This window comes from Sphingomonas beigongshangi, assembly GCF_016820445.1.
GTDB classification, from domain to species: domain Bacteria; phylum Pseudomonadota; class Alphaproteobacteria; order Sphingomonadales; family Sphingomonadaceae; genus Sphingomonas; species Sphingomonas beigongshangi.
On sequence record NZ_JADHDT010000001.1, the window covers coordinates 332,612 to 345,863 of the forward strand.

The 13,252-nt window shown below is 70.1% G+C and carries 14 protein-coding genes; 7 read left to right on the forward strand and 7 right to left on the reverse strand.

All coding sequences use genetic code 11. The features are described 5' to 3' along the window. Positions 1 to 12: 12 nt before the first annotated feature. The 3 genes from IQ292_RS01635 to IQ292_RS01645 all read left to right on the forward strand — a co-directional run bounded on the left by IQ292_RS01635 (position 13) and on the right by IQ292_RS01645 (position 5,186). A complete protein-coding gene (locus IQ292_RS01635) occupies positions 13 to 750 on the forward strand; it encodes a thioredoxin domain-containing protein (protein ID WP_203308560.1) in 738 nt (245 codons plus the stop codon). Positions 751 to 991: 241 nt separating this feature from the next. After that, a complete protein-coding gene (locus IQ292_RS01640; protein WP_203308561.1) occupies positions 992 to 1,687 on the forward strand; it encodes a hypothetical protein in 696 nt (231 codons plus the stop codon). Between the two features lie 109 nt (positions 1,688 to 1,796). Beyond that, positions 1,797 to 5,186 carry a chromosome segregation SMC family protein gene (locus IQ292_RS01645; RefSeq protein ID WP_203308562.1) on the forward strand — a complete coding sequence of 1,130 codons (3,390 nt, stop codon included), beginning with the start codon at positions 1,797 to 1,799 and terminating at the stop codon, positions 5,184 to 5,186. A gap of 30 nt (positions 5,187 to 5,216) precedes the next feature. Here IQ292_RS01645 and IQ292_RS01650 read toward each other — a convergent pair whose 3' ends face one another. Both IQ292_RS01650 and IQ292_RS01655 read right to left on the reverse strand, forming a co-directional pair. Then, positions 5,217 to 5,630, reverse strand: coding sequence for a DUF2721 domain-containing protein (locus IQ292_RS01650; protein WP_203308563.1), 414 nt, complete (start codon positions 5,628 to 5,630; stop codon positions 5,217 to 5,219). Positions 5,631 to 5,741: 111 nt separating this feature from the next. Continuing rightward, entirely contained in the window at positions 5,742 to 5,894 is a 153-nt protein-coding gene (locus tag IQ292_RS01655) for a hypothetical protein (protein WP_203308564.1), read from the reverse strand. Between the two features lie 121 nt (positions 5,895 to 6,015). Here IQ292_RS01655 and IQ292_RS01660 point away from each other — a divergent pair, with 121 nt between their 5' ends. From IQ292_RS01660 to IQ292_RS01670, 3 genes are all read left to right on the forward strand, one after another. Beyond that, positions 6,016 to 7,263 carry a putative DNA modification/repair radical SAM protein gene (locus tag IQ292_RS01660; RefSeq protein WP_203308565.1) on the forward strand — a complete coding sequence of 416 codons (1,248 nt, stop codon included), beginning with the start codon at positions 6,016 to 6,018 and terminating at the stop codon, positions 7,261 to 7,263. 85 nt (positions 7,264 to 7,348) lie between these two features. Continuing rightward, a complete protein-coding gene (locus tag IQ292_RS01665) occupies positions 7,349 to 7,834 on the forward strand; it encodes a hemerythrin domain-containing protein (protein ID WP_203308566.1) in 486 nt (161 codons plus the stop codon). Positions 7,835 to 7,839: 5 nt separating this feature from the next. After that, positions 7,840 to 9,237: a UdgX family uracil-DNA binding protein gene (locus IQ292_RS01670; protein ID WP_203308567.1), complete on the forward strand. Its 1,398-nt coding sequence runs from the start codon at positions 7,840 to 7,842 to the stop codon at positions 9,235 to 9,237. Positions 9,238 to 9,391: 154 nt separating this feature from the next. Here the strand turns inward: IQ292_RS01670 and IQ292_RS01675 are convergent, their stop codons facing one another. From IQ292_RS01675 to rpiB, 5 genes are read right to left on the reverse strand one after another with little or no spacing between them, the layout of a single operon-like run. Next, entirely contained in the window at positions 9,392 to 10,129 is a 738-nt protein-coding gene (locus IQ292_RS01675; protein WP_203308568.1) for an RNA methyltransferase, read from the reverse strand. Between the two features lie 33 nt (positions 10,130 to 10,162). Then, entirely contained in the window at positions 10,163 to 10,627 is a 465-nt protein-coding gene (gene nrdR / locus IQ292_RS01680; protein ID WP_203308569.1) for a transcriptional regulator NrdR, read from the reverse strand. Positions 10,628 to 10,646: 19 nt separating this feature from the next. Then, positions 10,647 to 10,823, reverse strand: a complete 177-nt coding sequence (locus IQ292_RS01685; RefSeq protein ID WP_203308570.1) for a hypothetical protein — start codon at positions 10,821 to 10,823, stop codon at positions 10,647 to 10,649. Between the two features lie 3 nt (positions 10,824 to 10,826). After that, positions 10,827 to 12,137 carry a serine hydroxymethyltransferase gene (gene glyA / locus IQ292_RS01690; protein ID WP_238940714.1) on the reverse strand — a complete coding sequence of 437 codons (1,311 nt, stop codon included), beginning with the start codon at positions 12,135 to 12,137 and terminating at the stop codon, positions 10,827 to 10,829. Positions 12,138 to 12,141: 4 nt separating this feature from the next. Next, positions 12,142 to 12,576 (reverse strand): ribose 5-phosphate isomerase B, encoded by a 435-nt coding sequence (gene rpiB, locus IQ292_RS01695; RefSeq protein WP_203308571.1) that lies wholly within the window; start codon positions 12,574 to 12,576, stop codon positions 12,142 to 12,144. Between the two features lie 160 nt (positions 12,577 to 12,736). On the opposite strand from rpiB, the gene IQ292_RS01700 reads away from it, so the two are divergent. After that, a complete protein-coding gene (locus IQ292_RS01700; RefSeq protein ID WP_203308572.1) occupies positions 12,737 to 13,252 on the forward strand; it encodes a DUF3429 domain-containing protein in 516 nt (171 codons plus the stop codon).

Here is a 13,252-nt window from a genome sequence, read left to right on the forward strand (position 1 = left end):
CGTTAGTCCGATATGAAGTTCCTCGCCCTCCTCCTTGCGCCGCTGGCGCTCGTCGCCTGTTCGAAGGGCGGCGACGCCGGCACCGCCAACGGCGGCACGCCCGCCGCGCCCGTGGCGGCGAAGGCCCCGCCCGCCGGCCAGCATTGGACCGACGTGGTCGCGCAGACCAAGGAGGGCTATGTGATGGGCAATCCCGACGCGCCGCTGAAGCTCGTCGAATATGGCTCGCGCCTGTGCCCGACCTGCGGCGCGCTCGCGCGTGAGGGCTATGCGCCGCTCACCTCCAAATACGTCGATTCGGGCAAGGTGAGCCTCGAGTTCCGCGAGTTCCTCGTCCACGGCGCGATCGACATGCCGCCGACGCTGCTCGGCAATTGCACGGGCAAGGACGCCTTCTTCCCGCTGCTCGAGCAGATGTACGCCAACCAGCAGAGCTTCCTCGACAAGATGCAGTCCGCGTCGCCCGCGGTGCAGCAGCAGATCCAGTCGGCCAAGCCCGTCGACGCCTTCCGCATGATGGCGCAGCAGATGGGCCTGATCGACTTCGTCAAGCAGCGCGGCATTCCCGAGGCGAAGGCGATGCAGTGCCTCGCCGACCAGGGCCAGATCGACCGCTGGACCAAGCAGACCGCCGACAAGGGCGCCGACGGCACCGTGCAGGGCACCCCGACGCTGATCCTGAACGGCCAGAAGCTCGACGCGATCACCTGGGGCCAGCTCGAGCCGCTGCTCAAGGCTGCGGGCGCGTAACGGCCATTCAACCGGCCGACCGGAACGGCCGGTGTCTGCAAGTACCGGGCGAGGCGGCCGTGCCCCTCGCCCGCGAGACGTGACGGCGGCAGGCCCGCGCATCTGGCGCCCTTCGCCCCGGATTGCCGCACCGTCGGGTTCGACACAAACCTGCCGCAATGTTCCCGGAGTTTGCGCCCGGGCGGCCGCTCCCAGCCTCGCGTGGCGGCCCCTGCGTCGATCACGTTGCCAAAGGACCCTCATGTCGCCCTGTCAGCTGCGCCGCCTGGCTGCGATATCCTGCCTGCTCCTCTCGGTCGAAGCCAGGGCGGACGAGCTGCAGAACAGCCTGGTCCAGGCCATGCGCGCCACCCAGCCGGATGCCTATGCGTTCCAGCGCACCATGGCCTTCGAGCGGACCGGCGCATCCCGCAAGGTTTTCGTCGAGCGCTTCGATCCGCGGCGGCCTGCGGATCAGCGTTGGTCGCTCGTCAGCGTGGACGGGCACGCGCCCAGCGACAAGGAGATCGACCAGTCGCGCAAGACCAAAAGGGGGCCCACGCCGTCCTATCATGAGCTGGCGGAATGGTTCGGCGCTCCCGCCACGCGCAGCGACTCCGCTCCCGGTTACGCGACCTATCGCTTCAGCCGATTGCCCGCCGGCGTCGTCAAGATCGGATCGCACGATGCATCCGCCGACACGCAGGCCGAAGCCGTCGTGAACATGAAGGGCAAGACCCCGTTCGTCGAGCGGGTGCGGTTCCTGTCGAACAAATCGTTCAGGATGATGCTGGTCGCGTCCGTGCAGAGCATGGATGTCAGCGCCCGATATGCACCGCTGCCGAACGGCGCGATCATTCCCGCCGGATCGTCGAGCGTGATGAAGGGCTCGATGCTGGGCAAATCGGGGCAGATCACCACGCTCGTGACCTTCTCCGGATTCGAGAGCGTCCGCTAGAACCCGATACACCGACGTGGGAGCGGCGCCTCCCCGACACCCTTCCCCCATGCCGCAACACGTGTAGGATGGCGCGAGCCCGCCACCATGCCTCACCCCCTCCCCTGACATGCAGATCAAGCGGCTGCGCATCGCCGGCTTCAAGAGCTTCGTGGACCCGGCCGATCTCGTCATCGCGCCGGGGCTGACCGGCGTCGTCGGCCCCAATGGCTGCGGCAAGTCGAACCTGCTCGAGGCGCTGCGCTGGACCATGGGCGAGAATAGCGCGAAGTCGCTGCGCGGCACGGGCATGGAGGACGTTATCTTCGCCGGGACGGCGACGCGCCCGCCGCGCGACTTCGCCGAAGTTTCCATCCTGCTCGACGGCGCCGACGGCGAGGAGCGCGAGGTGGTGCGCCGGATCGAGCGGGGCGCGGGCAGCGCCTATCGCATCGATGGGCGCGACGTGCGGGCGAAGGACGTGGCCCTGCTCTTCGCCGATGCCGCGACAGGCGCGCACAGCCCGGCGCTGGTCAGCCAGAACAGGATCGGCGCGGTAATCGCCGCCAAGCCGACGGAACGGCGCGCGATGCTGGAGGAAGCGGCCGGCATCGCCGGACTGCACGTGCGACGCCGCGATGCCGAGGCGAGATTGCGGGCGACCGAGGCGAACCTCGCGCGGCTGGACGAACTGATCGCCGACCAGGATGTCCGTGCGGCGGCGCTGCGCCGGCAGGCGCGACAGGCGGAGCGGTACCGCACGCTCTCCGAACAGATCCGCGTCGCCGAAGCGCGGATGATCTTCGCGCGCTGGCGAGAGGCCGTGGCGGCAGCGGACGCGGCCCGCGCGGACGCAACGGCGGCGGAGGCGCGGGTGACGGCGGCGGGCGAGGCGGAACAGGCCGCCGCCGCGGCACAGCATGCGGCGGTGGCGGCACTTGCCGATGCGCGCGGCGCGGCACTGGCCGCACGCGAGGCGGCGAGCGAGGCGGGACACCGGCTGGCGGCGCTGAAGACGGAGCGGGAGGCGGCGGCGCGGCGGGTGGCCGATCTCGCCGACCAGCGGCGGCGGATCGCCGAGGACCGCGCCCGCGAGGGCACGCTGGCGGCCGACGCGGCCGAAGCACTGGCGCGTCTGGCCGACGAGGCGAAGGCGCTCGATCGCGCGCTCGCCGCGTCCGCCGCCGACGTCCCGGCGCTCGACGCCGCGCTGGCGCAGGCGGAACGGCAGGCGCGCGACGCGGAGGTGGCGCTGGCGCAGGGCCTGGCGGCGCAGGCGCGCGAGGCGGCGGAGGTTCGCGTCGCAGAGGCGGCCCTGGCGGCGGCTGCGGCGCGCCAGTCGCGCGCGGCGCGGGCGGCGGCGGAGGTCGCCGCGCAGATGGCGGCGCTGGGGGCGGATTCCCCGCTTGCCGCCGCGCGCGATGCCGCGGCCGCCCGACGTCACGCCGCTGCCTCCGACGCCGAAGCGGCGCGTGCCGGCCTGGCGGCGGCGGAAAACGAGGAGCGCGAGGCTGCCGGCGCCCGCGACGCCGCCGAGGCGGCGAGAGCCGCCGCGCGCGCCGAACTTGCGGCGATCGATAGCGAGGCGGCGGCGCTGACCCGGACGACGCAGCGCACTGGCCGCGATCGGCTGCTCGACCATGTCCGGCCCGCGGCGGGCTATGAGCGCGCCCTGGCGGCGGCGCTGGGCGACGATCTGGAGGCGGGGCTGGCGGCCTGGCCGGGCGCTGCGCCGCTGCCGGACGATCCGGCACCGCCCGGTGATGCCGAGCCGCTGACGACGCATGTCGCCGGCCCGGCGACGCTGGCGCGGCGGCTGGCGCAGCTGTTCGTCGTCGCGGCGGACGACGGCCGCCCCCTCGCGGTCGGTCAGCGACTGGTGACGCGGGACGGCCGGCTGCGGCGGTGGGATGGCTTCGTCGCCGACGGAACGGGCGCGGCGGCGGCGGAGCGGCTGGAACGGATCAATCGGTTGGCGGCTCTGGCGGAGGCGCGCCCTGCGGCGCTGGAGGCGGCGGAACGCGCCGATGCCGCCTGCGCGACCGTCGAGGCGCGGATCGGCGCGGCCCGCCGCGCCGCGCAGGCGGCGCGTGGCGCGATCGCGGCAGCGGACGCCACGCTGCGCGAGGCGACCCGCGACGAGGATCGCGCCGTGGCCGCGCTGGAGCGGCTGGGGGTGCAACGGGCCGATCTGGTCGTGCGCGAAGCGAGGGTCGGAGCCGAAGCCGCCGAGGCCGCCGACGAGCTGGCGGCGGCGCAGGCGGCACGCGCCGCACTCCCCGACGGCGGCGACAGCGCCGCGACGGTCGCCGCGCTGAGCCGCGATGCGGAGGATCGCCGCACCGACGTCGCGGCGGCGCGCGCGGCCCGGGCCACCGCCGAGCGTACAGCCCAGGCCCAGCGGGAGCGACTGGCGGCGGCCCAGGCCGAGAGCCGCGGCTGGCGGGCCCGCGCGGGCGAGGCCGCACGGCGGATCGCCGAGATGGACAAGCGTGCCGCCGCGCTCGCCGAAGAGGCGACGGCGATCGATACGCGACCGGTCGTCCTCGACGCGGCGATTGCCGACGAATCGGCGGCGCATGCCCTGGCGCGCGACGAAGCGACCCGCCTGGCGGCGGCGGAGGCCGCCACGGAACAGGCGGTACGGCGCACCGAGGAGGCGCATCGCAGGGCGAACGCGACACTGGCCGAGGCGCGCGAGGGGAGGGCGGGTGCCGCGGCCCGGTTGGAGAATCAGGAGCTGCGTCGGGTGGAGATGGGGCGGCTGTCCGGCGAGCGCTTCTCTTGCCCGGCACCGGTGCTGCCCGAACGCCTCGGCTTCGCGAGCGAAAGCATCCGCGCGCCGGCTGCGGAAAGCGCGCTGCACGAGAAGCTGGTGCTCGACCGCGAGCGGATCGGTCCCGTCAATCTGGTCGCCGAACGCGAGCTGGCGGAGCTGGAGGCCATGGGCCGCAGCACCGCGGCCGAGCGCGAGGAGTTGGGACAGGCGGTCCATCGGCTGCGGGGTTCCATCGGCACGCTCAATCGCGAGGGGCGACAGCGGCTGCTCGCGGCGTTCGAGGCGGTGGACGCGCATTTCCGCCGGCTGTTCACCACGCTGTTCGATGGCGGGCAGGCGCATCTCGCGCTCGTCGAATCGGACGATCCGCTGGAGGCCGGGCTGGAGATCATGGCCCAGCCGCCCGGCAAGCGGCTGCAATCGCTGACGTTGCTGTCGGGCGGCGAGCAGGCGTTGACTGCCGTGGCGCTGATCTTCGCGCTGTTCCTGACCAATCCCGCGCCGATCTGCGTCCTCGACGAGGTCGATGCGCCGCTCGACGACGCCAATATCGAACGGTTCTGCAACCTGCTCGACCGGATGAGCCGCGAGACGCAGACGCGCTATCTCATCGTCACGCACAATGCCGTGACGATGAGCCGCATGCACCGCCTGTTCGGCGTGACGATGGTCGAGCGCGGCGTGAGCCGGCTCGTCTCGGTCGACCTGGGCGGCGCGGCGACCCTGCTGGCGGCGGAATAGGCGAAGGCGGCCGGGTCATCGGCCGTGGCTTCACGCCTGATCCTCGTCGCGCAGCGTGCGGCCGGCCAGCGTGATTTCGACGACGAAGCACGCCAGCCCCAGGACGGCGCAGAGCAGGCCGCCGCCGAAGAACACGAACAGGAAGGCGGCATGACCCGAATCGCGCAGCACGCCGAAGAACAGGGTGATGGCGGAGCAGCATGTCATCGCGCCCGCCGCCGCCGCGAGCGTGACCGCGATGTCGAGGATGCGCGACCGCTTTCGCAGGCGGGCCATCTCGTGCTGATTGACGCGCGCCTCTTTCTTCAGCGCATGGATTCGGTCGCTGATCCGCCCGAGCCGGGTCGCAAAGACGTTGAGCAGCGAAGCGACCGCGGTCAGCAGGAAGATGGGCGTCAGCGCCAGCTGGATGACATGCGCCGCGGCGCTGAGAGGTTCGTGCATGCGTGTCGTCTTACCCTTCGCCGCGCACATCGACGCAGACCGGCGAAGGTTCCCTGGCCACCGCTGCCGCGCGTCGCGGCGGCCGGCGTCCCGGCAGCCGCGACGTCGCCATCAATGGCGGCTTCGCACCAGCCGCGCCAGCGCCTGACCGACGTAGAGCAGGCAGAGTTCCTGATGCACCACCGCCGCGGCGGGATGGGTGGCGTGGATCGAACGCACAGCTTCCTGGCGGGAGCGTTCGAGGAGGTAGGTCGTATCGGGCATGGGCATACTCCCTTTCGTCCCCTGCCCCGCCCTTATCCACCCGCCACCTTGCACCAGGATGACTGGCGGCGCGGCGAATGCGTCCCTTGCGACATGCGTCCCGAGAACGTAAATGGAACACATGGCGCAGCTCGATACCCGCGAGAAGCTGGCGATCCTGGCGGACGCGGCGAAATACGATGCCTCCTGTGCATCGTCCGGCACCGCCAAGCGCGACAGCCGCGACGGCAAGGGGATCGGCTCGACCGAGGGCATGGGCATCTGCCACGCCTATGCGCCCGACGGTCGCTGCATCAGCCTGCTCAAGATCCTGCTGACCAACAGCTGCATCTTCGACTGCCATTATTGCATCAACCGCAAGTCGTCGAACGTGCGCCGCGCGCGCTTCACGGCGCAGGAGGTCGTGAACCTCACGCTGTCCTTCTACCGGCGCAACTATATCGAGGGGCTCTTCCTGTCCTCGGGGATCATCCGGTCGTCCGACTATACGATGGAGCAGCTGGTCGAAGTAGCGCGCAGCCTGCGCGAGGACCATCAGTTCCGCGGCTACATCCACCTCAAGACGATCCCGGACGCGGATCCCGAACTGGTGCATCAGGCGGGTCTCTATGCCGATCGCGTGTCGATCAACGTCGAGCTGCCCACCGCGGGCGGGCTGAAGCGGCTGGCGCCCGAAAAGGACGGCGCACGGATCGAGGGCGCGATGCGCGACGTGAAGGGCGCGATCCTGGATTCGGGCGACGCGCGCAAGAAGTACAAGTCCGCGCCCCGCTTCGCCCCCGCCGGCCAGTCGACCCAGATGATCGTCGGCGCGGATGCGGCGACCGATGGCGACATCGTCACGCGCGCTTCGTCGCTGTACGATCGGTTCGGCCTGCGCCGCGTCTATTATTCCGCGTTCAGCCCGATACCCGACGCCAGCGCCGTGTTGCCGCTGCAGCGCCCGCCGCTGATGCGCGAGCATCGCTTGTACCAGTCCGACTGGCTGATGCGCTTCTACGATTATGCGCCGCACGAGGTCGTAGCGGCGGCGGACGAGGGCACGGGCATGCTGCCGCTCGACATCGATCCGAAGCTGGCCTGGGCGCTCAAGTTCCGCGACCGCTTTCCGGTCGACGTCAACCGAAGCCCGCGCGAGATGCTGCTGCGCGTACCGGGGCTCGGCGTGAAGGCGGTCGACCGCATTCTCGCCAGCCGCCGCTGGCGGCGACTGCGTCTGGACGACGTCGCGCGGCTGACGGTGTCGGTGGCGAAGGTCCGTCCGTTCATCATCGCCGAGGATTGGCGCCCGGTGATCCTCGCCGACCGGGCGGACCTGCGCCCGATGGTCGCGCCGAAGCGCGAGCAGCTGGAACTGTTCGCCGCCTGACCGGGCGCGCCGCGCCGGGTGAGAGTGATTCGCGGGTGAAACAGCTGGGCGGCTCGCCGGTTGAGCCGCGCGAAGGAGACACACGATGGCGACCGCCCAGATCTACGCCGACCTCAAGCGCGACCACGACAAGCAGCGTGAGATGCTCAAGCAGCTCGGCGAACTGAAGGGCGACACGGCCAAGCGCCAGAAGCTGTTCGAGGCCTTTCGCCTGGAACTGCAGAGCCATGCCGCCGCCGAGGAGGAATCGCTGTACGCCGAGATGCTGGGCAAGCCCGACCTGCGCGACGACGCCCGCCACTCGGTCGCCGAGCACAAGGAGGTCGACGATTTGCTGGGCGAGATGGCGGACCTCGATTTCGGGTCGGACGAGTGGGAATCGAAGTTCTTCCACATGCGCCACCGCTACGAACATCATATCGACGAGGAAGAGGAAGAGATGTTCCCGGCCGCCGAGAAGGGGCTCGACGACGCGACGGAGGAGCGGCTCGCCGACGTCTATGAGGAGCGCAAGCCCGAGGAGTTGAAGCTCGCCAAGGCGAATCCGCCGGGCGGCGACGACCGCGACTGATCGCCTTGCGGATCGTCACGCTTCCCGCCCCCGACGATTTCGAGGCATGGCGCGACGCCGCGCGCGCGCTGGCCGCGGCGGAGGTGGCCCCCGATGACGTGGTCTGGCAGGTCGGCGACACGCCCGCCGATCTGTTCGCCGTCGCCGCGGGCGGGCAAGCGGCGGCTAAGACCGCGCCAGGCGCGACATTCTCCGTCCCGCGCGGCTTCGTCGATCTCGCCCGCAGCGTCGTCCTCGCCGACGATCCCGAGCGGTTCGCGCTGCTCTATGCCCTGCTGGTGCGGCTGCGGCGCCAATCGGGGATTCTCGCCGATCAGGCGGACCCGCTGGTGCGCCGGCTGGAGGGCCTGGCCAAGGCGGTCCGCCGCGACATTCACAAGATGCGCGCCTTCCTCCGCTTCCGCGAGGTGGCGACGGACGAGGACGACAGCCGCTATGTCGCCTGGTTCGAGCCGGACCATCATATCGTCCGCGCGAACGCGGCCTTCTTCGTCAACCGCTTCGCGTCGATGCGCTGGTCGATCCTGACGCCGGAGGTCTCGTTGCACTGGGACGGCAAGGCGCTGAGCGAGGGCCCCGGCGCGAGCCGCGCGGATGCGCCGGAGGGCGATCCGGTCGAGGAGGTGTGGAAGACCTATTATGCCAGCATCTTCAACCCCGCCCGCCTGAAGGTGGGCGCGATGCTGAAGGAGATGCCGCGCAAATACTGGAAAAACATGCCGGAAACCGCGTTGGTCGGCGAACTGATCGCAGGCGCGCAAGCGAGGGAGAGCGGCATGATCGAACAGGCGCGCGCCGTGTCGGGCGACAACAGCGTGGCGGCGTGGCAGGCGCTGCGCGAAGAGGCGATGGGCTGCACGCGGTGCCCGCTCTACAAGCCGGCGACGCAGACGGTGTTCGGCGAAGGCCCGGTCGACGCGGCGATGATGGTCGTCGGCGAGCAGCCGGGCGACCAGGAGGATCTGGCGGGGCGGCCGTTCGTCGGCCCGGCTGGCCAGGTGTTCGATCGTGCGATCGCCGCGGCGGAGATCGATCGCGCGCGCCTCTACGTCACCAATGCGGTCAAGCATTTCAAATACGAGCAACGCGGCAAGCGGCGCATCCATGCCAAGCCGGGGACGGGCGAGATCGAGGCATGCCGGTGGTGGATCGAGCAGGAAAGGCTGCTCGTACGGCCGCAGATGACGGTGGCGCTGGGCGCGACCGCCGCGCGGTCGCTGCTGGGACGGACGGTCACGATCTCGCGCGAGCGTGGGCGGACGATCGCGCTGCCTGATGGCGGCGCGGCATGGATCACGGTCCATCCCAGCTATCTGCTCCGCCTGCCAGACCCGGCGCAGAAGGAAGACGAGTTCGCGCGGTTCGTCGAGGATCTGCGCGGCGCGAAGGCGGCGCTGGGCTGACGCCGTTGCCGGTCGAGGCAGGGTCCGCCATCCGGTGGCGAGGCTCTCGAGAGGAGTCGCGCTCGTCGGTCGGCGAGCTGTCGGCTTCCCCGACCGTCACCAAGGGGCATAGCGCCCTTCAGTCAATCGGCCCGATGGGCTTGCGCAGGAGCGTTCAGCGCTCCCGCGGCCGCGCGAGCGTGGTGAGCACGCCGCGCAGCGTGCGGACCTCCTGACTCGACCAGCCGGGTTTGGTCAGTAGCGTGCGCAGCGTGCGCTTGGTGGTCGGCGTGCGATCCGGCGGGAAGAAATAGCCGGCGCCTTCCAGCATTCCCTCCAGCTGGCCGATCATGCCGTCGAGCTCGGCTTGCGGCGCGACGTCGGGCAGGTCGACCTGCGGCGGCTGCGCGAGCCCCTGCCCCTTCGACCATTCATAGGCACAGAGGATCACCGCCTGCGCCAGATTGAGGCTGCCGAATTCGGGATTGATCGGCACGGTGAGAATGGTGCGCGCGACCGCGACGTCGTCCGTCTCCAGCCCGGATCGTTCCGGGCCAAACAGCAGCGCGGATCGCCCGGCTTCGGCATGGATCGCGCGCGCCGCCTCTTCCGGCGTCACCACCGGCTTGGTGATGCCGCGCTTGCGCACGGTGGTCGCATAGACATGGACGCAATCGGCCACCGCGTCCGCGACGGTATCGAACACCTGCGCGCGTTCCAGCACGATGTCGGCCCCGCTCGCGGCGGGACCTGCCTGCGGATTGGGCCAGCCGTCGCGCGGGGCGACCAGACGCATCTCGGTCAACCCGAAGTTGAGCATCGCGCGTGCGGCCTTGCCGATATTCTCGCCCAGCTGCGGGCGAACGAGGATGATGACGGGCGGCGGGGCTGAAATGCTGTTGGGGATGGCCATGTCCTTGTTTCGTCTGCTCTTGCGCGGCGGACCCTATCCTTCTCGCCCCGCCTCCTCCACCGTCCCGGCGAATTCCTCGAAATCGCGTGCCTCGCTGAAGTCGCGATAGACGCTGGCGAAGCGGATATAGGCGACGGAATCGAGCCCGCGCAGCCCGTCCATTACCATTTCGCCGATCCGCTTCGACGAGACTTCACCGTCGCCCGCGGTTTCAAGCTGGCGCTGGATGCCGCTGACCAGCTTCTCGATGCGCACCGGGTCGATCGGCCGCTTGCGCGTCGCGATGGCGACCGAGCGCAGCAGTTTCTCGCGATCAAACGGCTCGCGTCGGCTTTCGCTCTTGAGCACCCACAATTCGCGCAGCTGGATGCGTTCGAAAGTGGTGAAGCGTGCGGCGCAGCCCTCGCACTGGCGCCGGCGACGGATAGCCGCCCCGTCTTCGGTGGGGCGGCTATCCTTTACCTGGCTGTCTTCATGGCCGCAAAACGGGCATCGCATGTCGGTCCGTCAGGGCCTTTCAGATCTTGTTGCGGCGCGCATAGGCGACGCCGGCACCGACCAGCGCGCCGAACACCGGGCCGACGAACGGCACGGGAATCGCCAGCACCGCGCCGACGGCACCGTATTTCGCCATCTTCTTGCCCAGGCCCGGCGTCGACTTGACGGTGTCCTGGACCTCTTCGATCTTCGACATGGCTTATCCTTCGTAGATGGGGAAGCGTGCGCAGAGCGCGCGCACGCGGTCCCGAACGTTCGCCTCGACCTCCGGGTCCCCCGCCTCGCCCTTGCTGGCGAGCCCGTCGAGCACGTCGGCGACCATGTGGCCGATTTCCCGGAATTCCGCCGGGCCGAAGCCACGGGTCGTCCCCGCGGGCGAACCGACGCGAATGCCGCTGGTCTTCATCGGCGGCAGGGGGTCGTTGGGAATGCCGTTCTTGTTGCAGGTGATGCCGGCGCGCTCCAGCGCCTCATCGGCATCCTTGCCGGTGATGCCGAGCGGACGGAGGTCGATAAGCGCCAGGTGCGTGTCGGTACCCCCCGCGATCACGTCCGCGCCGCGCTCCTTGAGCGTCGCGGCGAGTACCTTCGCATTTTCCACCACGGCGGCGATATACGTCTTGTACTCGGGCTGCAGCGCCTCGCCGAACGCCACCGCCTTCGCCGCCACGACGTGCATGAGCGGGCCGCCCTGCAGGCCGGGGAAGACCGCCGAGTTGATCTTCTTCGCGATCGCCTCGTCGTCGGTCATGATCATGCCGCCGCGCGGGCCGCGCAGCGTCTTGTGCGTCGTGGTCGTGACGACATGCGCATGGCCGAACGGCGTCGGATGCAGTCCGGCGGCGACGATGCCGGCGAAGTGCGCCATGTCCACCATGAAATAGGCGCCGACCTTGTCCGCGATCTCGCGGAAGCGCGCGAAGTCGATGACGCGCGGATAGGCGCTGCCGCCCGCGATGATCAGCTTCGGCTGGTGCTCGACCGCGAGCGCCTCGACCGCGTCGTAATCGATCAGGTGCGTATCGGGGTCGACGCCATATTGCACCGCGTTGAACCACTTGCCGCTCATCGCCGCCTTGGCGCCGTGCGTCAGGTGGCCGCCGGCATCCAGGCTCATGCCCAGGATCGTCTCGCCCGGCTTGACCAGCGCGAGCATGACCGCCCCGTTCGCCTGCGCGCCCGAGTGCGGCTGGACGTTGACGAAACCGCAGCCGAAGATCTGCTTGGCGCGCTCGATCGCCAGCGTCTCCACCTCGTCCGAGGGCGCGCAGCCCTGGTAATAGCGCTTGCCCGGATAGCCCTCGGCATATTTGTTGGTGAAGACGGAGCCCTGCGCCTCCAGCACAGCCCTGGACACGATGTTCTCCGACGCGATCAGTTCGATCTGCGTCTGCTCGCGCGTCAGTTCGTGCGAGATCCCGGCGAAGACGGCGGGATCGGCCGCCGCCAGGCCGCGGGTGAAGAAGCCGTCCGCGCGGACGTCGTTCGCGGGATTGGGTTGCGTGCTCATCGGTTCATCCTTCCTGCGACAATTTGTCGACACGATGCTGGTGGCGACCGCCGGCGAACGCGCCGGCGAGGAATGCGTCGACGCAGGCCTTGGCCATCTCCTCGCCGATCAGGCGGGCGCCCATCGCGATGGCATTGGCGTCGTTGTGCATGCGCGCCAGCGTCGCGGACAGGGGCTCCGAGACGAGCGCGCAACGGCAGGCCGGATTGCGGTTGGCGGCGATCGAGATGCCGATGCCCGATCCGCACAGCGCGATGCCGCGATCCGCGCGGCCGTCGGCCAGCGCGGCGGCGATTGCATAGCCGTAATCGGGGTAATCCACGCTATCGGTCGAGTCGGTGCCGAGGTCGATCAGATCGTGCCCGGCCGCGCGGACATGATCGGACAGCGCGCGCTTCAACGCGACGGCGGCATGGTCGGAGGCGATGGCGATGCGCAAGGCGGTCGTGACCCCGAAAAAAGTTGGCGTGTAACGTCCGCGCGCCTTAGCCGCGTGGCGCGACGATTGCCACCGTCCGCATGGTCTTCCATCGCGACCGCGCACATTTTCGCCGGCCTGCCGGGGGAACGTATCCCTGTTGCGCAGTGTTGCTACGACCATGAACGCTGATCTGCATCATATGGCCGAGACGCGTCATGGCGCTGCGGCGCCCGGCCGCCGCCAGGTGGGCGAGGCGGCGATGATCCTCGGTTATGCCGGGCTGTTGCCGCAGATCGCGGCGGTGGCGATCGCCACCTTCGACCCGCGGCTCGGCCTCGGGGCGATGTTCGCCTTCGGCTATGCGGCGCTGATCCTCAGCTTCCTCGGCGGCATCTGGTGGGGATTCGCGATGCGCGCCACGGCCGATCCGATGGCGGATCGCGGCCAGGGGACGATCGCCGGGCTGGCGGTCGTGCCGCCCCTGATCGCCGCCGCGCTGATCCTGCTGCTGATCTGCCGGCTGATGCCCATGTCCTGGGCGCTGGTGCTGCTCGGATCGACGGTCCTGCTGACGTTGCTCGTCGACCGGCGGCTGGCCGAGGAGAGGGTCGCGCCGGCAGGCTGGATGGCGATGCGCGTGCCGCTTTCGATCGGGCTGGGCGTGCTGACGATCGCCTGCGGAACGCTCGCCTGA

What these genes read in the sequence shown, in the direction of transcription:
- IQ292_RS01635 (WP_203308560.1), top strand. Translation starts at nt 13, where the DNA reads ATGAAGTTCCTCGCCCTCCTCCTTGCGCCGCTGGCGCTCGTCGCCTGT.
- IQ292_RS01640 (WP_203308561.1), top strand. Translation starts at nt 992, where the DNA reads ATGTCGCCCTGTCAGCTGCGCCGCCTGGCTGCGATATCCTGCCTGCTC.
- IQ292_RS01645 (WP_203308562.1), top strand. Translation starts at nt 1,797, where the DNA reads ATGCAGATCAAGCGGCTGCGCATCGCCGGCTTCAAGAGCTTCGTGGAC.
- IQ292_RS01650 (WP_203308563.1), bottom strand. Translation starts at nt 5,630, where the DNA reads ATGCACGAACCTCTCAGCGCCGCGGCGCATGTCATCCAGCTGGCGCTG.
- IQ292_RS01655 (WP_203308564.1), bottom strand. Translation starts at nt 5,894, where the DNA reads ATGCCCGATACGACCTACCTCCTCGAACGCTCCCGCCAGGAAGCTGTG.
- IQ292_RS01660 (WP_203308565.1), top strand. Translation starts at nt 6,016, where the DNA reads ATGGCGCAGCTCGATACCCGCGAGAAGCTGGCGATCCTGGCGGACGCG.
- IQ292_RS01665 (WP_203308566.1), top strand. Translation starts at nt 7,349, where the DNA reads ATGGCGACCGCCCAGATCTACGCCGACCTCAAGCGCGACCACGACAAG.
- IQ292_RS01675 (WP_203308568.1), bottom strand. Translation starts at nt 10,129, where the DNA reads ATGGCCATCCCCAACAGCATTTCAGCCCCGCCGCCCGTCATCATCCTC.
- nrdR (WP_203308569.1), bottom strand. Translation starts at nt 10,627, where the DNA reads ATGCGATGCCCGTTTTGCGGCCATGAAGACAGCCAGGTAAAGGATAGC.
- IQ292_RS01685 (WP_203308570.1), bottom strand. Translation starts at nt 10,823, where the DNA reads ATGTCGAAGATCGAAGAGGTCCAGGACACCGTCAAGTCGACGCCGGGC.
- glyA (WP_238940714.1), bottom strand. Translation starts at nt 12,137, where the DNA reads ATGAGCACGCAACCCAATCCCGCGAACGACGTCCGCGCGGACGGCTTC.
- IQ292_RS01700 (WP_203308572.1), top strand. Translation starts at nt 12,737, where the DNA reads ATGAACGCTGATCTGCATCATATGGCCGAGACGCGTCATGGCGCTGCG.